Origin of the sequence: Pseudomonas sp. p106, from assembly GCF_003936645.1 — a bacterium.
GTDB classification, from domain to species: domain Bacteria; phylum Pseudomonadota; class Gammaproteobacteria; order Pseudomonadales; family Pseudomonadaceae; genus Aquipseudomonas; species Aquipseudomonas putida_E.
This window is the reverse complement of sequence record NZ_RHQR01000007.1, coordinates 244,715-264,103: the sequence shown is the minus strand read 5'-3', so window position 1 is coordinate 264,103 and position 19,389 is coordinate 244,715. Positions and strand designations below refer to the sequence as shown.

General features: G+C 62.2%; 16 protein-coding genes. 9 read left to right on the top strand and 7 right to left on the bottom strand.

Annotated elements, in window-relative coordinates; all coding sequences use genetic code 11:
• Positions 1 to 84 precede the first annotated feature (84 nt).
• Positions 85 to 1,080 (bottom strand): NAD(P)-dependent oxidoreductase, encoded by a 996-nt coding sequence (locus tag EGJ09_RS11920; protein ID WP_125923894.1) that lies wholly within the window; start codon positions 1,078 to 1,080, stop codon positions 85 to 87.
• 46 nt (positions 1,081 to 1,126) lie between these two features.
• Positions 1,127 to 2,017, bottom strand: coding sequence for a LysR family transcriptional regulator ArgP (locus EGJ09_RS11915; protein ID WP_125923893.1), 891 nt, complete (start codon positions 2,015 to 2,017; stop codon positions 1,127 to 1,129).
• A gap of 90 nt (positions 2,018 to 2,107) precedes the next feature.
• Here EGJ09_RS11915 and EGJ09_RS11910 point away from each other — a divergent pair, with 90 nt between their 5' ends.
• The 9 genes from EGJ09_RS11910 (at position 2,108) to EGJ09_RS11870 (ending at position 15,549) form a co-directional block, all read left to right on the top strand.
• Entirely contained in the window at positions 2,108 to 2,707 is a 600-nt protein-coding gene (locus EGJ09_RS11910) for a LysE/ArgO family amino acid transporter (protein WP_115273658.1), read from the top strand.
• A 218-nt stretch (positions 2,708 to 2,925) separates the two neighbouring features.
• Positions 2,926 to 3,522, top strand: a complete 597-nt coding sequence (locus tag EGJ09_RS11905; protein ID WP_012312902.1) for a superoxide dismutase — start codon at positions 2,926 to 2,928, stop codon at positions 3,520 to 3,522.
• A gap of 270 nt (positions 3,523 to 3,792) precedes the next feature.
• Positions 3,793 to 5,844, top strand: a complete 2,052-nt coding sequence (locus tag EGJ09_RS11900; RefSeq protein WP_125923892.1) for a bifunctional diguanylate cyclase/phosphodiesterase — start codon at positions 3,793 to 3,795, stop codon at positions 5,842 to 5,844.
• Positions 5,845 to 5,990: 146 nt separating this feature from the next.
• A complete protein-coding gene (locus EGJ09_RS11895; protein WP_125923891.1) occupies positions 5,991 to 7,328 on the top strand; it encodes an imelysin family protein in 1,338 nt (445 codons plus the stop codon).
• 260 nt (positions 7,329 to 7,588) lie between these two features.
• A complete protein-coding gene (locus EGJ09_RS11890; protein ID WP_125923890.1) occupies positions 7,589 to 9,016 on the top strand; it encodes a di-heme oxidoredictase family protein in 1,428 nt (475 codons plus the stop codon).
• An 18-nt stretch (positions 9,017 to 9,034) separates the two neighbouring features.
• A complete protein-coding gene (locus EGJ09_RS11885; protein WP_125923889.1) occupies positions 9,035 to 10,099 on the top strand; it encodes an imelysin family protein in 1,065 nt (354 codons plus the stop codon).
• 2 nt (positions 10,100 to 10,101) lie between these two features.
• On the top strand, positions 10,102 to 11,199 hold the full coding sequence (locus EGJ09_RS11880; RefSeq protein WP_046784879.1) for a DUF1513 domain-containing protein: 1,098 nt from the start codon (positions 10,102 to 10,104) through the stop codon (positions 11,197 to 11,199).
• A gap of 143 nt (positions 11,200 to 11,342) precedes the next feature.
• Positions 11,343 to 12,491 carry an efflux RND transporter periplasmic adaptor subunit gene (locus tag EGJ09_RS11875; protein ID WP_125923888.1) on the top strand — a complete coding sequence of 383 codons (1,149 nt, stop codon included), beginning with the start codon at positions 11,343 to 11,345 and terminating at the stop codon, positions 12,489 to 12,491.
• Positions 12,492 to 12,504: 13 nt separating this feature from the next.
• Entirely contained in the window at positions 12,505 to 15,549 is a 3,045-nt protein-coding gene (locus EGJ09_RS11870) for a multidrug efflux RND transporter permease subunit (RefSeq protein WP_125923887.1), read from the top strand.
• A gap of 61 nt (positions 15,550 to 15,610) precedes the next feature.
• Here EGJ09_RS11870 and EGJ09_RS11865 read toward each other — a convergent pair whose 3' ends face one another.
• The 5 genes from EGJ09_RS11865 to colR all read right to left on the bottom strand — a co-directional run bounded on the left by EGJ09_RS11865 (position 15,611) and on the right by colR (position 19,314).
• Positions 15,611 to 15,838: a hypothetical protein gene (locus EGJ09_RS11865; protein ID WP_046784876.1), complete on the bottom strand. Its 228-nt coding sequence runs from the start codon at positions 15,836 to 15,838 to the stop codon at positions 15,611 to 15,613.
• Complete coding sequence (locus tag EGJ09_RS11860; RefSeq protein ID WP_046784875.1) at positions 15,835 to 16,536, bottom strand: lipopolysaccharide kinase InaA family protein; 702 nt, start codon at positions 16,534 to 16,536, stop codon at positions 15,835 to 15,837. The genes EGJ09_RS11865 and EGJ09_RS11860 overlap by 4 nt, the downstream gene beginning before the upstream one ends.
• 6 nt (positions 16,537 to 16,542) lie before the next feature.
• A complete protein-coding gene (locus EGJ09_RS11855; RefSeq protein WP_115273653.1) occupies positions 16,543 to 17,223 on the bottom strand; it encodes a class I SAM-dependent methyltransferase in 681 nt (226 codons plus the stop codon).
• A 107-nt stretch (positions 17,224 to 17,330) separates the two neighbouring features.
• On the bottom strand, positions 17,331 to 18,641 hold the full coding sequence (locus EGJ09_RS11850) for a HAMP domain-containing sensor histidine kinase (RefSeq protein ID WP_115273652.1): 1,311 nt from the start codon (positions 18,639 to 18,641) through the stop codon (positions 17,331 to 17,333).
• Positions 18,631 to 19,314 carry a two-component system response regulator ColR gene (gene colR / locus EGJ09_RS11845; RefSeq protein ID WP_003255215.1) on the bottom strand — a complete coding sequence of 228 codons (684 nt, stop codon included), beginning with the start codon at positions 19,312 to 19,314 and terminating at the stop codon, positions 18,631 to 18,633. The genes EGJ09_RS11850 and colR overlap by 11 nt, the downstream gene beginning before the upstream one ends.
• Positions 19,315 to 19,389 lie beyond the last annotated feature (75 nt).

The window sequence follows — 19,389 nt, the reverse complement described above, 5'->3', positions numbered from 1 at the left end:
TAGTTTCAACCGCGGTAGTAGCAAAGAGACATGAGTATAAACCGCTCACGCGGCGCACTGATGACCATCATCCTGGCGCCTGGTTCAGTGGCCAAGGGGCTGGTGCTTCCACCACGCGCAAAATTCATCCAGCGCCGTCCACAGGCTGACCTTGGGCTGATAGTCCAGGTACTGCCGGGCGCGGCTGATATCCAGGGTGAAATCGCGGCTCATCACTTGCATCCCCAGGCGCGTGAGGGTGGGCTGGGGTCGCCCGGGCCAGAGCATGCAAGCGGCCTCGTTCAGCGCCGCCATGCTGTAGGCCATGCCGTAGGCGCGATAACGGGTCACCTGGGGCAACTGCATCTGGCGCATCACGTAATTGACCACATCCCACAATGGCAACGATTGACCATTACTGATGTTGTAGGCCTGCCCTAACGCGCGATCATCGGCGAACAGCGCGCCAAGCAGTGCCTCGTTGAGATTGTGCACGCTGGTGAAATCGACTTTGTTCAGGCCGTTGCCGATGATCGCCACACGGCCCTTGCGCTGCATCTGCATCAGCCGCGGGAAAATACTGGCATCACCGGCTCCTGTTACAAAGCGCGGGCGCAGGGCCAGAACTTCGAGCCCGAACTCCTGGGCGCCGAAGACCTTTTGTTCAGCAAGGTATTTGGTCTGCGCGTAATGATGGTGAAAGCGGCGCGGCACCTGGTCTTCGCGGATATCCAGGCGCGAACGGCCATTGAAGTAGATCGACGGCGACGACAGGTGTACCAGGCGACGGACATGCTCCTTCAAGCAGCCCTCGACCACGTTCTCGGTGACCACCACATTGCCCTGGTAAAAATCCTGATAGCGCCCCCAGGTGCCCACCGCCCCCGCGCAATGCACCACCGCCTCGACGCCCTGGCACAGACGCCGGGCCAGTTCGGCGTCACCGAGGTCGCCGGGGATGAACTGCGCACCGCGCTTGACCAGGTGCTCGACGCCCTCGGCGCGCCGGCCGCTGACCCGCACATCCAGGCCTTGCTCCAGGGCGAAGCGCGCAAAGCGCCCGCCGATGAAGCCGCTCGCGCCAGTGACCAGAATTCGCATGTAACACTCCGCCTCAGATTTCAGATGCAACAGACGCCAGCCGCCACTACAAGGGCACCAGCCAATGCTGTGCCGTGTGCCGCAGGTGTTCGGTCAGTTGCGCGAGCAGTTGCCCGCCGTTGCGCCAATGATGCCAGTACAGCGGCACATCGATGGGGGTATCGGCACAAATTTCCACCAGTCGCCCACTACTCAACTGCTCACGGGCCTGCAACTCAGGCACCAGGCCCCAGCCCAGGCCAGCTTCGGTCATGCGCAGGAAGCCTTCGGATGACGGGCAAAGGTGGTGCAGGAAGCCATCTTCGATACCGAGAGAAGCGAGGTATCGGTGCTGCAAAAAATCGTCCGGGCCGTACACGATCGCCGGCGTGCGGGCCAGGCGCCGGGCCTCGAAACCCATTGGGAAATAGCGCGCCATGAATGCCGGGCTGGCCAGCGCCCGGTAGCGCATGGCACCCAGCGGCATGCTGCGGGCGCCGGCCACCGGCCGCTCACTGCCGCACAGGCAGGCCGCCACCTCCCCGGCACGCATGCGCTTCAGGCCGACCTCCTGGTCTTCCACCACAAGGTCGGTGAGTACCTGCTGCTCGGCGCAAAACGAACCCACCGCGCCTGCCCACCAGGTCGCCAGGCTATCAGCGTTGAGCGCAATGCGCAGACGCTCTGGCATGCCCTCTTCATCGAGTGCCGGTACCTGGCGCTGCAGGTCACGTTCGAGCAGCCGCACCTGCTGCACATGGTTGAGCAACTGTCGCCCGACCTCGGTCGGGCTCGGTGGCGCGGCGCGCACCAGCACCGGCTGACCAACCCGCGCCTCGAGCAGCTTGATGCGCTGTGAAATAGCCGATTGCGACAGCCCCAGCACCTGCGCTGCACGTTCGAAACCACCTTGCTCGATCACCGCCGCGAGCGCGGCAAGCAGCTTGTAGTCGAACATCGATTTTCCTAATGACGGATCAGCACTATTTGTTTTTCTTATACAGGGGGGATCCGCACAATAGCCAGCATCTTCTCTGGAGTATCTGCCATGTGGCAAAGCTATCTGAACGGCATGCTGGTGGCCTTCGGCCTGATCATGGCCATTGGCGCACAGAACGCCTTCGTCCTGGCGCAGAGCCTGCGCCGTGAACATCACCTGCCGGTGGCAGCACTGTGCATCGTCTGCGACGCCCTGCTGGTAGCCGCCGGTGTATTCGGCCTGGCCACGGTGCTCGCGCATAATCCGACGCTGCTGGCGATCGCGCGCTGGGGTGGTGCGGTGTTTCTGCTCTGGTACGGCGCCAAGGCGCTGCGCAGTGCATGCTCCAAACAGAGCCTGCAGCATCAGCAAGGCCAAGGCATGCGCTCGCGCAAGGCGGTGCTGCTCAGTGCACTGGCCGTTACCCTCCTGAACCCGCATGTGTACCTGGACACCGTGTTGCTGATCGGCTCGCTGGGCGCACAGCAGACCGTGCCGGGCGCCTATGTGGCAGGGGCCGCCAGCGCTTCGCTGCTATGGTTCTCGACTTTGGCGATCGGTGCTGCATGGCTGGCGCCCTGGCTGGCCCGCCCGGCCACCTGGCGGATGCTCGACCTGATGGTGGCCGTGATGATGTTCGCCGTGGCGGCGCAGCTGATCTTTGCTTGAGCTGCAAGCTGCAAGCTTGCAACGGAGCGCCACCCGTCGGCGGCAGGCAACCGCTCTGGAACCTCTATTCCCTATCTTTGTTGCGTGGTTATGCGGCGGGGCTGGTGCTATGATCCAGCCCTTGCGTCGCAAAGAGTACAAACTCGCCGACGCACATAGGGCCGCCCGTGATCGGCCTTGCGCAAACCGCGAACTAGACCTGAATCAGGAGATCCACCATGGCTTTTGAATTGCCGCCGCTGCCGTACGCCCACGATGCCCTGCAGCCGCACATCTCCAAGGAAACCCTGGAGTATCACCACGACAAGCACCACAACACCTACGTCGTGAACCTGAACAACCTGGTCCCAGGCACCGAATTCGAAGGCAAGACCCTGGAAGAGATCGTCAAGAGCTCTTCGGGGGGCATCTTCAACAACGCCGCTCAAGTCTGGAACCACACCTTCTACTGGAACTGCCTGTCGCCAAACGGTGGTGGCCAGCCTACCGGTGCGCTGGCTGAAGCCATCAACGCCGCATTCGGTTCCTTCGACAAGTTCAAGGAAGAGTTCACCAAGACTTCGGTTGGCACCTTCGGTTCCGGCTGGGGCTGGCTGGTCAAGAAGGCCGACGGCTCCCTGGCCCTGGCCAGCACCATCGGTGCCGGCTGCCCGCTGACCAGCGGCGACACCCCGCTGCTGACCTGCGACGTCTGGGAACACGCCTACTACATCGACTACCGCAACCTGCGTCCGAAGTACGTAGAAGCATTCTGGAACCTGGTCAACTGGGCCTTCGTTGCCGAGCAGTTCGAAGGCAAGACCTTCAAGGCCTGATCTTGCGCCTTGAACTGAAAACCCGGCCATGCGCCGGGTTTTTTTATGGCCGGCGCCGGCATCACAGGCTCCCAACGAACAGTTTTCCCGGCGGCTCTTGCTCCCCCCGCAGAGCGCGCTAACATCAAACGTCTGAAAGTTCGCTACAGCGCACTCAAGTTGCAGGGTCAGGCAACCGATACACTGCTCAGGGCAGCTCCACCGGCCGATAGTGTATCGCCAAGGTTAATGGCAAAATGATGTCATGCGCATGGATTAAGGAAACCCCCATTGAAGCTGGAATTGCGGAACAGCTTATCGGTCAAGTTGCTCAGGGTCGTGCTCCTTTCGGCGCTGGCGGTCGGTGTCGTTCTTAGCTGCGCGCAGATCGTCTATGACACCTACAAGACCCGCCATACCGTCGACAGCGACGCCCAGCGCATCCTCGACATGTTTCGCGATCCCTCGACCCAGGCGGTCTACAGCCTTGACCGGGAAATGGGCATGCAGGTCATGGAAGGCCTGTTCCAGGACGAGTCTGTACGCCAGGCTTCCATCGGCCACCCCAATGAAACCATGCTCGCCGAAAAGTCCCGCCCGCTGCAGGACTCTCCCGTACGCTGGTTGACCGACCTGCTCCTTGGCCAGGAACGCACCTACACCACTCAGTTGGTCGGCCGCGGCCCCTACAGCGAGTACTACGGTGACCTGAGTATCACCCTGGACACTGCCGCCTACGGTGAAGGCTTCCTGCTCAACGCCATCATCATCTTCATTTCCGGCGTGCTGCGCGCCCTGGCCATGGGCCTGGTGCTGTACCTGGTCTACCACTGGCTGCTGACCAAACCGCTGTCGAAAATCATCGAGCACCTCACCCAGATCAACCCTGACCGCCCCAGCCAGCACCAGATTCCGCTGCTCAAAGGCCATGAAAAAAACGAACTGGGCATCTGGGTCAACACCGCCAACCAGCTGCTGGCCTCGATCGAGCGCAATACCCATCTGCGCCACGAAGCCGAAAACAGCCTGCAACGCATGGCCCAATACGACTTCCTGACCGGCCTGCCGAACCGCCAGCAGCTACAGGCACAGCTCGACAAGATCCTTATAGACGGCGCCCGCCTGCAGCATCGCGTCGCCGTACTGTGCGTGGGCCTGGACGACTTCAAAGGCATTAACGAGCAGTTCAGCTATCAGGTCGGCGACCAGTTGCTGCTCGCCCTGGCGGACCGCCTGCGCGCCCACAGTGGCCGCCTGGGGGCGCTGGCACGCCTGGGTGGCGACCAGTTCGCCCTGGTGCAGGCCACTATCGAACAGCCCTACGAGGCCGCAGAACTGGCGCAAAGCATCCTCGATGACCTGGAAGCGCCGTTCGACCTGGATCACCAGCAGATTCGCCTGCGCGCCACCATCGGCATCACCCTGTTCCCCGAAGACGGCGACAGCACCGAGAAGCTGCTGCAAAAGGCCGAGCAGACCATGACCTTGGCCAAGGCCCGCTCGCGCAACCGCTACCAGTTCTACATCGCCAGCGTCGACAGCGAGATGCGTCGACGCCGTGAATTGGAAAAGGACCTGCGCGAGGCGCTGTCGCGCAACCAGTTGTTCCTTGTCTACCAGCCGCAGATCAGCTACCGCGATCACCGCGTGGTCGGCGTCGAAGCCTTGCTGCGCTGGCAGCATCCTGAACTTGGCATGGTCCCGCCGGACCAGTTCATCCCGCTGGCCGAACAGAACGGCAACATCATCACCATCGGCGAGTGGGTACTCGACCAGGCCTGCAGGCAACTGCGCGAATGGCATGATCTGGGCTTCAGCGAACTGCGCATGGCAGTCAACCTGTCCACCGTGCAACTGCATCACAACGAACTTCCGCGCGTGGTCAACAATCTGCTGCAGGCTTACCGTCTGCCACCGCGCAGCCTGGAACTGGAAGTGACCGAGACCGGCCTGATGGAAGACATCAGCACCGCCGCCCAGCACCTGCTCAGCCTGCGCCGCTCCGGTGCGATGATCGCCATCGACGACTTCGGCACCGGTTACTCGTCGCTCAGCTACCTCAAGTCGCTGCCACTGGACAAGATCAAGATCGACAAGAGCTTTGTCCAGGACCTGCTGGACGACGATGACGATGCAACCATCGTTCGGGCAATCATCCAGTTGGGCAAAAGCCTGGGCATGCAGGTGATCGCCGAGGGCGTGGAGACGTCCGAGCAGGAAGCCTACATCATCGCCCAAGGCTGCCACGAAGGTCAGGGCTATCACTACAGCAAGCCACTGTCAGCGCGCGAGCTGACCAGTTTCCTGCGCCAGGCCCAGCGCAATCAGGTTTCTGCGTTATAACCCCTGCCCCTGTTGGTTCCAGGCCTTAACCGGCATTTACATAATTGCGCCCCACCCCTTTACAGCAAATGCAAATCTTTCGCATGATGTTGTAGTTTTACGTGCCACGGCGCACTGTCCAACCACACGACGCAGGGAAACCAACAATGATTCGTATGCCTCTGGCCTCCGCCAGTCTGCTGGCCATCGCCATCGCTCTCGCCGGTTGCGGTGAAAGCAAGGACGAGAAGGCCGCCGCCCCGCAAGCTGCGGCACCTGCCGCCGCGAGCACCGCCGCCGCAGCACCGGCTGCTGTCGACGAAGCGGCCGGCAAGGCCGTGGTCAAGCATTACACCGAGATGGTCTACGCCGTTTACAGCGACTCGCTGAGCACGGCCAAGTCCCTGCAAACAGCCATCGATGCATTCCTCGCCAACCCCAACGACGACACCCTCAACGCTGCCAAAGAAGCCTGGGCTGCAGCGCGCGTACCGTACCTGCAGAGCGAAGCCTTCCGCTTCGGCAACACGATCATCGACGACTGGGAAGGCCAGGTGAACGCCTGGCCGCTTGACGAAGGCCTGATCGACTACGTCGACAAGAGCTACGAACATGCGCTGGGCAACCCGGCTGCCAGCTCGAACATCATTGCCAACACCGAAATCCAGGTTGGTGAGGAGAAGGTCGATGTCAAGGACATCACCCCTGAGAAACTGGCCAGCCTGAACGAACTGGGCGGCTCCGAAGCCAACGTCGCCACTGGCTACCACGCCATCGAATTCCTGCTCTGGGGCCAGGACCTCAACGGTACCGGCCCGGGCGCAGGCAACCGCCCTGCTTCGGACTACCTCGAAGGTAAAGGCGCCACCGGCGGCCACAACGAGCGTCGCCGCGCCTACCTGAAGTCGGTCACCGAGCTGCTGGTCAAGGACCTCGAAGAAATGGTCGGCAACTGGGCCCCGAACGTCGCCGACAACTACCGCGCCACGCTGGAAGCCGAGCCTGCCACCGACGGCCTGCGCAAGATGCTGTTCGGCATGGGCAGCCTGTCGCTGGGCGAACTGGCTGGCGAGCGCATGAAGGTCTCGCTGGAAGCCAATTCGCCGGAAGACGAACAGGACTGTTTCAGCGACAACACCCACTACTCGCACTTCTACGACGCCAAGGGCATCCGCAACGTCTACCTGGGTGAGTACACCCGCGCCGACGGTACCAAGCTGACCGGCCCGAGCCTGTCGTCGCTGGTGGCCAAGGCCGACCCGGCTGCCGACGCTACCCTCAAGGCCGACCTGGAAGCGACCGAGGCGAAGCTTCAGGTCATTGTCGACCACGCGCTCAAAGGCGAGCATTACGACCAACTGATCGCAGCCGACAACGCTGCCGGCAACCAGGTCGTACGCGATGCCATTGCCTCCCTGGTCAAGCAGACCGGTGCGATCGAGCAGGCTGCGGGCAAGCTGGGCATTGCCAACCTGAACCCGGACACTGCCGATCACGAGTTCTGATTCGGCATTGGCAGGCAAAAAAGGCTAACGCCAGTCAGTTAGCGTTAGTAGGGCTGCTACGCAGCCCGTCGCCGGCAAGCCAGCTCCCAGCGGGGCCGCGCAGTTCTTGAGTTCTGCGCGGTATCTGTGAGGGCTGGCTTGCCTGCTACAGGGCCAAAACTGACAGCAGTTTCATCCAGCAATTGCAAATTCCTCTTATTCAAACATTCTCAGCCTGCTAAGCTTGCACGCCGGTTTTTCGCCTACGCCCAGGATTTTGCATGTCCTTGTCGCTGTCCCGACTCTCCCCTCCGCTGCTGGCCCTCGCCCTTGCCGCCTGTGACGACGCCCCGCGTTTCACTCAGGCAGAGCCTGGCGAAGCGCTGTCCGGTGGCCAGGCGACTGTCCAGCGCAACGACCGCAATGCCTTTTCCCTGCCCTCGGCCAACCTGTCGCCCGAGCGCCGCCTGGACTTTGCCGTAGGCAACAGTTTCTTCCGCAACCCCTGGGTGATCGCCCCGTCCACCACCACTGCACGCGATGGCCTGGGCCCACTGTTCAACACCAACGCCTGCCAGAACTGCCACGTACGCGACGGCCGTGGCCATCCGCCAGAGCCTGGCGACAGCAACGCGGTGTCGATGCTGGTGCGCCTGTCGATCCCCGACCAGCCTTACCTGGCAAAAGAAATCGAGCGCCTGGGCGTGGTCCCGGAGCCTGTCTATGGCACCCAGTTGCAGGACATGGCCAACCCTGGTGTGGCCCCGGAAGGCAAGGTGCGCGTGACTTACGACAACCAGACCGTCAGCTTCAACGACGGCCATCAGGTCGAACTGCGTCGCCCTACCCTGCAAATCACCCAGCTCGGCTATGGGCCGATGCACCCTGACACCCGCTTCTCTGCACGCGTGGCACCGCCCATGATCGGCCTGGGTCTGCTCGAAGCCATCCCCGAAGCTCAGATTCTGGCCAACGAAGACCCCGACGATCGCAACCGCGACGGTATTCGCGGCCGGGCCAACCGGGTTTGGGACGACGCCCAGAGCAAGACCGTGGTCGGTCGCTTTGGCTGGAAGGCCGGGCAACCGAACGTCAACCAGCAGAACGTGCACGCCTTTGCCGGTGACATGGGTTTGACCAGCAGCCTGCAGCCCCGGGACGACTGCACCCCGGCACAGCGCGATTGCCTTGCAGCCCCCAATGGCGACGGCACCGACGGCGAAAAGGAAGTCAGCGACAACATCCTGCGCCTGGTCACCTTTTACACCCGCAACCTGGGCGTGCCAGCCCGGCGCGATGTCGGCGCCCCGCAAGTGCTGGCCGGCAAGAACCTGTTCTATCAGGCCGGCTGCCAGGGTTGCCACACCCCGCAGTTCACCACTGCCGCCGACGCCACCGAGCCAGAGCTGGCCGGGCAAGTGATCCGCCCCTACAGCGACCTGCTGCTGCACGACATGGGCCCGGGCCTTGCCGACGATCGCACCGAATTTGCCGCCAACGGCCAAGACTGGCGAACCCCGCCGCTGTGGGGCATCGGCCTGAGTCCAGCGGTCAGTGGCCACACCCAGTACCTGCATGACGGCCGCGCCCGCAACCTGCTCGAGGCCGTGCTCTGGCACGGCGGCGAAGCGCAGGCAGCGCGCGACCATGTTCTGACTTTCAATGCCGAGCAGCGCGCTGCGCTGCTGGCTTTCCTGAACTCACTTTAAAAGCGCAAGGAGCCGGGCATGTTCCGACCCAAACTGTTGTTCACCAGCCTCGCCGCACTCGCCCTCGGTGCCTGTTCACCGCAAGACCCGCAGGCCGTGACCTCCGCCGCCATCGCCAAGCAGGTGATCCTGCCCACCTACAGCCGCTGGGTCGAAGCCGACCGCCAGCTGGCCGCCAGTGCCTTGGCCTACTGCGAAGGCAAAGAGAGCCTGGACAGCGCTCGTGCCGATTTCCTCAACGCGCAAAAAGCCTGGGCCGAGCTGCAGCCACTGCTGGTCGGCCCGCTGGCCGAGGGCAACCGCGCCTGGCAGGTGCAGTTCTGGCCCGACAAGAAGAACCTGGTCGGTCGCCAGGTCGAACAACTGGTCAATGGCGACAAGCCGATCGACGCCCAGACCCTGGGCAAGTCCAGCGTCGTGGTGCGCGGCCTGTCGGCCTACGAATACATCCTGTTCGACAGCAAGCCGGATGTCGCCACCGCCGAACAGAAAGCCCGCTACTGCCCGCTGCTGGTCGCCATCGGTGAGCACCAGAAGGCCTTGGCTGAAGAGATCCTCAAAGGCTGGAACAGCACCGACGGCATGCTCTCGCAGATGACCAAGTTCCCCAACCAGCGCTATGCCGACTCGCACGAGGCGATCGCCGACCTGCTGCGTGCGCAGGTGACTGCGCTGGACACCCTGAAAAAGAAGCTCGGCGCACCGATGGGCCGCCAGAGCAAAGGCATTGCGCAGCCACTGCAGGCCGAAGCCTGGCGCAGCCACGCCTCGCTGAAAAGCCTGGAAGCCAGCCTCAAGGCCGCCCAGGCGGTCTGGGTCGGGGTCGACAACCAAGGCCTGCGCGGCTTGCTGGGCAGCGACCAGAAAGCCCTGGCGCAAAAGATCGACGACGCCTACGCCAACTCGGTCAAACTGCTGACCGATAACCAGAAGACCCTGGGCGAGTTGCTGGCTGACGAAGATGGCATGCAGCGCCTCAACCAGATCTACGACAGCCTCAACGTCGTTCACCGCCTGCACGAAGGCGAACTGGCCAAGGCGTTGAACATCCAGCTGGGCTTCAATGCCAACGACGGTGACTGATCATGCTGCGACGCCAGGCACTCAAAATCGGTAGCGTTCTGCTCAGCGCCCTGACCTTGGGGGGCTGGAGCCTGATGCGCAACAAAGGCAGCGATCCTTTGCTGCTGTCAGCGCGTGACGATGGCGACGGCAAGCACTATGCCGTCGGGTTCCGCCTGGACGGCACCCGGGTGTTCAGCACCCAGGTGGCCCAGCGTTGCCATGCCATCATCAACCATCCAGAGCTGCCGATCGCCCTGTTCGTCGCACGCCGTCCCGGTACCGAAAGCTACCTGATCGACCTGCGCGACGGGCGCTTGTTGCAGACCGTCTCGTCGCAGCCTGACAGGCACTTTTACGGCCACGCCGTGATTCATAAAGGCGGCGAATGGCTGTATGCCACCGAGAACGACACCACCGATCCAGGGCGTGGCGTACTGGGCGTGTACCGCTTCGAGGGTGAACGCCTGGTTCACACCGGCGAGATCCCCACCCACGGCATCGGCCCGCATGAAGTGGCATGGCTGCCCGATGGCGAGACTCTGGTCGTGGCCAATGGCGGCATCCGCACCGAGGCCGAAAGCCGGGTCGAGATGAACCTCAATGCCATGGAGCCGAGCCTGGTACTGATGCAGCGCGACGGCACGTTGCTGAGCAAGGAAACCCTGGCCCAGCAAATGAACAGCGTGCGCCACCTGGCAGTGGGCAGCGATGGCACCATCGCCGCCTGCCAGCAGTTCATGGGCGATGCCGATGAAACCGCCGAGCTGCTGGCAATCAAGCGCCCAGGCGAGCCGTTCAAGGCCTTCCCGGTGCCAGAGCGCCAGCTGCAAGCCATGGCCCAGTACACTGCCAGCGTCGCCATCCACAGCGACCTGCGCCTGGTGGCACTGACGGCGCCGCGGGCCAACCGCCTGTTCGTCTGGGACCTGGATAGTGGCGCAGTCAGGCTGGATGCGCCGATGCCGGACTGTGCCGGGGTTGGCGCGGTGAAGGATGGTTTTGTCGTGACGTCCGGGCAGGGGCGTTGCCGGTTCTATGATTGCCGCAAGCAGGAATTGATCGGCCAGCCGATGGATTTGCCTTCCGGTTTCTGGGACAACCACCTGCACCTGGCCTGATCAGGCCTGCGCGCCCCTACGGGGGCGCAATCCATTTCCCCTCAATCGAAAAACAGTCAATACTTCCCCCATCCGCACGTGGGCAGGACCGCCCGTTGTCGTGTCAAAACCAATAACAACCTCGCATCCAAGGAACCGGACTTATGCTGCGCCGCCGCATGCTCATCATGTTGGCCGTCGTTCTGCTGATCGTGCTGGCCCTGGGGGGCTACAAGGCCTTCTCGATCTACCGGCAGATCCAGGTGTTCACTGCCCCCAAGCCTCCCATCACCGTGGCGGTGGCCATGGCCGAGCAGCGCGAGTGGCAGCAGCGCCTGCCCGCCGTCGGCAGCCTCAAGGCCCTGCAGGGTGTCGAGCTGAGCCTGGAGGTGGAAGGCATCGTTCAATCCCTGCACTTCGACTCCGGTCAGAAGGTCAAGGCCGGGCAACTGTTGCTCAAGCTCAATGACGATCAGGAAACCGCCCTGCTGGGGACTGCCCAGGCCGACCTGGGGTTGGCCAAAGTGGACTTCGGCCGCGGCAGCCAGCTGGTGGGTGATTCGGCCATCTCCCGCGGCGAATATGATCGCCTCACTGCCCAATACCGGCGCAACCAGGCGGTGGTCGACCAGCTCAAGGCCGCAAAAACCAAGAAGAGCATCAGTGCCCCGTTCAGCGGCACGATCGGCATCCGCCAGGTGGATGTGGGTGACTACCTGGCGGCCGGCTCTGTGATCGCTACCCTGCAGGACCTCTCCAGCCTTTACGTCGATTTCAATGTACCGGAGCAGGCACTGCCACAGCTGAGCCTCGGCCAGCAGGTACAGGTGCAGGTGGCGGCCTACCCTGGCCAGACCTTCCCTGCCAGCCTCAGCGCCATCAACCCCAAGGTTGAAGAGAGCACGCGCAACCTGCTGGTGCGCGCGACAATGGCCAACCCGGATGGCAAGCTGCTGCCTGGCATGTTCGCCAACCTGCTGGTCCTGTTGCCTGACCCGCGCCCACAGGTGGTGGTGCCCGAAAGCGCCATCACCTACACGCTGTATGGCAATTCCGTGTATGTCGCCACGCCGAAGAAAGACAAGGACGGTAATCCCGAGCGGGACGACAGTGGCCAGCCGCAGCTCAGCGCCGAACAGCGCAGCGTGCAGACCGGCGAGCGGCGCGACGGCGTGGTGGTGGTCAGCAAAGGGCTCGCAGCGGGCGAACAGGTGGTCACCGCCGGCCAGCTCAAGCTGAGCCCTGGCGCGGCGATCCGCATCGGCCAGGACGCAGCGCTCGAACCCGAACAAGGCGCCCCGCGCGCGGACTGACCAGGAGGCAGGCATGGCGTTCACCGACCCGTTCATCCGCCGCCCGGTGCTGGCCAGCGTGGTCAGCCTGCTGATCCTGCTGCTGGGTTTTCAGGCCTGGAACAAGCTGCAGATCCGCCAGTACCCGCAGATGGAAAACGCCCTGATCACGGTGACCACGGCCTACCCCGGCGCCAATGCCGAAACCATTCAGGGCTACATCACCCAACCGCTGCAGCAGAGCCTGGCCAGCGCCGAAGGCATCGACTACATGACCTCGGTGAGCCGGCAGAACTTCTCGATCATCTCCATCTATGCGCGCATCGGTGCCGACAGCGACCGCCTGTTCACGGAGTTGCTGGCCAAGGCCAACGAAGTGCGCAACCAGTTGCCGCAAGACGCAGAAGACCCGGTACTGAGCAAAGAAGCCGCAGATGCCTCGGCGCTGATGTACATCAGCTTTTACAGCAAGGATATGAGCAACCCGCAGATCACCGACTACCTGTCACGGGTCATCCAGCCGAAACTTGCAACCTTGCCGGGCATGGCCGAGGCCGAGATCCTCGGCAACCAGGTGTTCGCCATGCGCATCTGGATCGACCCGGTCAAACTGGCAGCGTTCGGCCTTGCCGCCACTGACGTGACCAGCGCCGTACGCCGTTACAACTTTCTCGCCGCCGCTGGTGAGGTGAAGGGCGAATACGTGGTCACCAGCATCAATGCCAACACCGAACTGAAGTCGGCCGAGGCTTTTGCCGCATTGCCGCTCAAGACCTCCGGCGACAGCCGTGTATTGCTCGGTGATGTGGCACGGGTCGAGATGGGCGCGGAAAATTACGACACGGTCAGCTCGTTCGATGGCACGCCTTCGGTCTACATCGGCATCAAGGCCACCCCGGCCGCCAACCCGCTGGAGGTGATCAAGGAAGTACGCCGCATCATGCCGGAGCTGCAAAGCCAGTTGCCGTCCGCGCTCAAGGGGTCGATTGCCTATGACGCCACGCTGTTCATCCAGGCCTCGATCGACGAAGTGGTCAAGACCCTTGGCGAAGCGGTGCTGATCGTCATCGTGGTGGTGTTTTTATTCCTCGGCGCGCTGCGCTCGGTACTGATCCCGGTGGTGACCATCCCACTGTCGATGATCGGGGTGCTGTTCTTCATGCAGATGATGGGCTATTCGCTCAACCTGCTGACCCTGCTGGCAATGGTGCTGGCCATCGGCCTGGTGGTGGACGATGCCATCGTCGTGGTGGAAAACATCCACCGGCACATGGAGGAAGGCAAGTCACCGGTGGACGCGGCGCTGGAAGGTGCGCGGGAAATCGCCATGCCAGTGGTGTCGATGACCATCACCCTGGCCGCGGTATACGCACCGATCGGCTTCCTGACCGGGCTCACCGGCGCCTTGTTCAAGGAGTTTGCCCTGACCCTGGCAGGGGCGGTGATCATCTCGGGCGTCGTCGCCCTGACCCTGTCGCCGATGATGTGTGCCCTGCTATTGCGTCGTGAGCAGAATGCCAGCGGCCTGGCCCATCGCCTTGACGTGCTGTTCGAGCGGATCAAGGGCCGCTACCAGCGCCTGCTGCACACCACCCTGGACAGCCGCCCGGTGGTGCTGGTGTTCGCCGTGATCATCCTGTGCCTGATCCCGGTGCTGCTCAAGTTCACCCAGAACGAGCTGGCACCGAACGAGGATCAGGGGGTCATTTTCATGATCAGCAGCTCGCCACAACCAGCCAACCTCGACTACCTCAATGCCTACACCGACCAGTTCACCCCACTGTTCAAGGCCTTCCCCGAATACTACTCGTCGTTCCAGATCAACGGATTCAACGGCGTGCAGAGCGGCATCGGCGGTTTCCTGCTCAAGCCCTGGAACGAGCGCGACCGCACGCAAATGGAGTTGCTGCCCCTGGTACAGGCCAAACTCGATAACATCAGCGGCCTGCAGATCTTCGGCTTCAACCTGCCGTCACTGCCGGGGACCGGCGAAGGCTTGCCGTTTCAGTTCGTCATCAATACCGCAGGTGATTACCCGGCGCTGCTGGAGGTTGCCCAACGGGTCAAGGAACGCGCCCAGGCATCAGGCAAATTTGCCTTCCTCGACATCGACCTGGCGTTCGACAAGCCCGAGATGGTAGTCGACATCGACCGCGCCAAGGCTGCACAGATGGGTGTATCCATGGACGTCCTTGGCGGCACCTTGGCGACCTTGCTGGGCGAGGGGGAAATCAACCGTTTCACCCTCGAAGGCCGCAGCTACAAAGTCATCGCCCAGGTCGAACGGCCCTACCGCGACAACGCCGGCTGGCTCAACAGCTATTACGTCAAGAACGACCAGGGCCAACTGCTGCCACTGTCCACACTGATCACCCTTAGCGACCGAGCGCGTCCACGCCAGCTCAACCAGTTCCAGCAACTGAACTCGGCAATCATCCAGGGCGTGCCTTTGGTCAGCATCGGCGAAGCCTTGCAGACGGTACGGGATATCGCTGCCGAGCAAGCGCCGGAAGGGTTCTCTTTTGACTATGCCGGCGCGGCACGGCAGTACATACAGGAAGGCAGCGCGCTGTGGGTGACCTTCGGCCTGGCGTTGGCGATCATCTTCCTGGTACTGGCGGCACAGTTTGAAAGCTTCCGCGACCCGCTGGTGATTCTGGTGACGGTACCGCTGTCGATCTGCGGGGCGCTGTTGCCGCTATTCCTGGGTGTTTCCAGCATGAACATCTATACCCAGGTCGGGTTGGTGACGCTGATCGGGCTGATCAGCAAGCACGGTATCCTGATCGTCGAGTTCGCCAACCAGTTGCGTGAGGAAAAAGGGCTGAGCGCAAGGGAGGCGATCGAGGAAGCTGCGGCCATTCGTCTACGCCCGGTGCTGATGACCACCGCCGCAATGGTATTTGGCATGGTGCCGCTGATTCTGGCGACCGGGGCCGGGGCAGTGAGCCGCTTTGACATCGGTACGGTGATTGCGACGGGGATGTCGATCGGGACGTTGTTTACCTTGTTTGTGCTGCCGTGCATTTACACCCTGTTGGCGCACAAGACAGTGGCGACGGGACCTGTCGTTGCCTGAGCGGGCCAACTCCAGAAAGCAAAGGCCCCGCAATAGCGGGGCCTCTTGTGCTCAAACCAGGTCAGCCTGCAGGCCGCAAGCCCTGCCGCAGCCCGAACAGAAGCAACAGCAAATCCTGGTCCGGCTGGGCCTGGACCTGCTGCTTCACGTCCCTGGGCAACGCGCATTGTTCTGCCTGTTCAGCCTTGCTGAACACTCTGGGCCGTGGCTCTTCCCACGCCGCTACCGCCACGGTGGTCACAGCCAGACCCGCTATCAGAAACAATGCTCGAGCGATTTCTAGTTTCATTGCCCTAACCCTTTGACAGCGCTGCCAAACGCCATCTGGTAAAAGTAGAGCAACGATTGCCATTCCGCGTCATTGAGCGACGAATGGCGGCGCAACTGACGCAGGTCATTGCCCGCAGCGCGCTGGCAGCTGATACGGCGGCGGCACTTCTCCAGATCGAGCAATGCCACTTCAACACGGGCCTGTTCGCCCTCGCCGATCACTTTGACGAATACGTGCTTGCCATACAGGCAGCCATGCTGCCAGTGGCCCAGGTGCATGCGGGCCAGGTTGTCAGCCAACTCCTTGAGCATGCGTTCATGTACCACTTGCGGGTAGTGCTCGCGCGCACCTTGGGCATGCCAGGCATCGAGTTCGATGAAACCATCGAGCGCTTCGCTGACCAGCAGCGCACGCCATTGGTGGTCGGCATCGCGCTCGGCCCCACAAAATACGATGCGCGGGACACGCACGCCCAGTTGCTCGAAGCTGTTCAGCGCGTCGAGCTCACGCAGCACCGTCGGCCTGCCGAAGGGGTGCAACAGGCTGCGGTAGATGTGCCCGACCTGGCGCTTGGCATACAGCAACTTGCCATCGGCATCGTTGAGGCGTTGCACGCCACTTTCACCACCGCGGCGCTGGTTGGGTTCCTCGACCCATTCGCCCTGCTGACGCCAGTAATAATCGAAGCGTGACTCCCCGCTCTGGGCTACAGCCATCAAACACTACCCCTTACGTAATACATAGACCCGCCACATGGCATAGAACGGCAGGAAATCGAGGCGTTCCTGGATCCTGAAGCCGGCGGCCTTGAATTCTTCTTCGACTGTCTCTGCCGGTAACACGAAACGATTCTGGTAACTGCCCGGCTCGGCTTTGGCACTGCGCCGTTGCTCGAGCTTTTGACGCCGCCAGGCCTTGAAGTTTCCGTCCACCCACAATGACAGGATTACGCTGTCACGGCTAACCCTTTGAAACTCCGAAAGAATCGTTTTTCTGTGGGCTGCCTCACCGATGTGGTGAAACAAGCGCATGCAAAAAATGCTGTCGACCGAGTTGTCCGGCAAGTCGATGGCGAACGCTGACGTTTGCAAAGGGCGTACCCGCGCTACCACCTCTGGCGGTTGTGCGGCACAGGCAGTCTCGATCATCGCCTCGGAATTGTCGGCACCAATGATTACCCTGTTGGGTTTTTCTGCCAGCAGTGGCCAGAAACGGCCCGCGCCGCAAGGCAGATCCAGCACCAACCCCGGTTCTCCGGCCAGCGCCAAGGCTCGACGGGCCAATTGCTCATCGCGCTTGTGGGAAAGGCGACGTGCCAGACCATCTTGGTGCTTGAGGAAATACTCCCGAGCATGTTGCTGGTCGTACTTCTTGGAAAATTCGAGTTTGATAGGGCTACGCATTGGGCATCTCCTGGCTCCATTGCATGTACCTTAAGTAACACTGCGTAGGAAACAGGTCATGCCAATGTGAAAAAAGTGTTATCCCTAAAGGAATATAGCCCAGTAATTTACTCGCAAAGCTTTAACGGATCGGACTTTTCAGCGCCTTGGCTCAAGTCCACCTGAAAGCGGCAACCATGGGGGGCGGTAGAAGTCAGCGTAACGCGCCAACCCTGGTCGTCACAGATCCGTTGTACCAGCGATAAGCCAAGCCCCAGACCTTCGCCGCGTCGCTCATCACCACGCACGAACGGTTTGAACATCGCCTCGCGCTGCTCCTCCGGAATGCCGACCCCGCTGTCCTCGACGCTGAACCCATTGGCTTCAAGACTCAGGCGGATGTAACCACTGTCGGTGTAGTGCGCAGCGTTGCGCAACAGGTTGCCCATCACCGATTGCAGGAACGTCGCGTTGTACAGCAGCGGGCCTGCACTGACGCGGCCATCGAAGTACAGCGTCAGCCCTTTCTGCTCGATGGTGTCGCGCCATACGCCTATCAGATCGTCGGCCACCTCGCGCAGCGTCGCCTGGGAGGCCACGGCACCTTGGTCGCGCTGGGCACGGGCGAGCATCAGGAAGGTTTTGACCAACTCGCGCATTTCTTCGGTGGCCCGGGCGATGCGTTCCACCTGGGCGCGTGAGCGGCTATCCAGATTGGGGTTTTCGATCAACAGCTCGCAGGAGGTGGCCAGCACCATCAGCGGCGTGCGCAATTCGTGACTGACATCACTGGTGAACAGACGCTCGCGGGTCAGTGCATCGCGCAAACGGCCAAGGGTATCGTCGAAGGCCACCGCTAGCTGGCCGACTTCATCGGCTGCGTAATCGGGTGCCAAGGGCGGTGCCAGGCCAAGAAGCTGATCACGATGGCGTACTTGCCGCGCCAGGCGGATCACCGGTGCCATCACTCGCCGTGCCAGCAGCCAGCCGAGGAACACCGCCAGTACCAGGCTGAGCACGAAGCCCACCATGACGACGGCGAACAGTACCCGCTCGCGCTCTTCGAAATCGCTTTGGTCCTGCAGCAATACATAACGTCGGCCGTCTACGATTTCCACCATTGCGTGGTAGGAAAGCTGGTCGCGAAATACCTCATGAAAGCCTGCATCGAGGTGGCGCAAATCTTTTGGCAGCTCGAAGTCATCGCGCCCACCGCTGAAGTAGAACAGCTGGTCAGGGCGCGGCCGATGGCTCCAGTCACTGATGCTGTCCATGCGCAACAGGCGCTGCAGGTCGCCGCCCAGCACCGAGGAGATCAAGCGCTCTTCAACCAGGTGGACAGTGGCGACGATACCGAAGGCGAACGCCCCAGCCACCAGCGCGCTCATCAGCGCAAACGCGATGATGATGCGCTGCGCCAGGCTTTGCTTAAACTCCATCGCGACCCTCGGCGAGGCGATAGCCGACGCCATGGACGGTATGCAGCAACGGCTTTTCGAACGGTTTGTCGATTACTTGGCGCAGCTGGTGTACATGGCTGCGCAAGCTGTCGCTGTCGGGGCAATCATCACCCCACAGCGCCTCTTCCAGTACCTCGCGGCGCAACACGTGGGGGCTTTTCTGCATCAGCACCGCGAGCAGCTTGAGGCCGACAGGGTTGAGCTTGAGCAAGCGCCCCTGGCGAGTGACTTCGAGGGTGTCCAGGTCGTAACTCAGGTCGGCAACCTGCAGGGTACGTCGCCCGCCGCCCTGGGCGCGGCGCAGCACGGCTTCGATGCGCGCAGCGAGTTCGGACAGGGCGAACGGTTTGAGCAGGTAATCGTCGGCGCCGGAGCGGAAGCCCTGCAGGCGGTCGTCGAGTTGGTCGCGGGCGGTCAGCATGATCACTGGCGTATCGCGACGGGCATCCTCGCGCAGGCGCTTGCACAGGGTGTAACCGTCGATTCCAGGCAGCATGATATCGAGCACGATCAGGTCGTAGTGCTCGGTGGCAGCCAGGTGCAGACCTGACAGGCCGTCCTGGGCGCAGTCGACGGTATAGCCCTTCATGCCCAGATAATCAGCCAGGTTGGCAAGGATATCGCGGTTGTCTTCAACCAAAAGAATGCGCATCGGGTTCTCCTGTGCGGCGCTTCGCTATGGTGCGCGGCAGGCGCAGCTTAAGGCCATCGCACGGACAGTGCCAGT

What these genes read in the sequence shown, in the direction of transcription:
- EGJ09_RS11920 (WP_125923894.1), bottom strand. Translation starts at nt 1,080, where the DNA reads ATGCGAATTCTGGTCACTGGCGCGAGCGGCTTCATCGGCGGGCGCTTT.
- EGJ09_RS11915 (WP_125923893.1), bottom strand. Translation starts at nt 2,017, where the DNA reads ATGTTCGACTACAAGCTGCTTGCCGCGCTCGCGGCGGTGATCGAGCAA.
- EGJ09_RS11910 (WP_115273658.1), top strand. Translation starts at nt 2,108, where the DNA reads ATGTGGCAAAGCTATCTGAACGGCATGCTGGTGGCCTTCGGCCTGATC.
- EGJ09_RS11905 (WP_012312902.1), top strand. Translation starts at nt 2,926, where the DNA reads ATGGCTTTTGAATTGCCGCCGCTGCCGTACGCCCACGATGCCCTGCAG.
- EGJ09_RS11895 (WP_125923891.1), top strand. Translation starts at nt 5,991, where the DNA reads ATGATTCGTATGCCTCTGGCCTCCGCCAGTCTGCTGGCCATCGCCATC.
- EGJ09_RS11890 (WP_125923890.1), top strand. Translation starts at nt 7,589, where the DNA reads ATGTCCTTGTCGCTGTCCCGACTCTCCCCTCCGCTGCTGGCCCTCGCC.
- EGJ09_RS11885 (WP_125923889.1), top strand. Translation starts at nt 9,035, where the DNA reads ATGTTCCGACCCAAACTGTTGTTCACCAGCCTCGCCGCACTCGCCCTC.
- EGJ09_RS11880 (WP_046784879.1), top strand. Translation starts at nt 10,102, where the DNA reads ATGCTGCGACGCCAGGCACTCAAAATCGGTAGCGTTCTGCTCAGCGCC.
- EGJ09_RS11875 (WP_125923888.1), top strand. Translation starts at nt 11,343, where the DNA reads ATGCTGCGCCGCCGCATGCTCATCATGTTGGCCGTCGTTCTGCTGATC.
- EGJ09_RS11870 (WP_125923887.1), top strand. Translation starts at nt 12,505, where the DNA reads ATGGCGTTCACCGACCCGTTCATCCGCCGCCCGGTGCTGGCCAGCGTG.
- EGJ09_RS11865 (WP_046784876.1), bottom strand. Translation starts at nt 15,838, where the DNA reads ATGAAACTAGAAATCGCTCGAGCATTGTTTCTGATAGCGGGTCTGGCT.
- EGJ09_RS11860 (WP_046784875.1), bottom strand. Translation starts at nt 16,536, where the DNA reads ATGGCTGTAGCCCAGAGCGGGGAGTCACGCTTCGATTATTACTGGCGT.
- EGJ09_RS11855 (WP_115273653.1), bottom strand. Translation starts at nt 17,223, where the DNA reads ATGCGTAGCCCTATCAAACTCGAATTTTCCAAGAAGTACGACCAGCAA.
- EGJ09_RS11850 (WP_115273652.1), bottom strand. Translation starts at nt 18,641, where the DNA reads ATGGAGTTTAAGCAAAGCCTGGCGCAGCGCATCATCATCGCGTTTGCG.
- colR (WP_003255215.1), bottom strand. Translation starts at nt 19,314, where the DNA reads ATGCGCATTCTTTTGGTTGAAGACAACCGCGATATCCTTGCCAACCTG.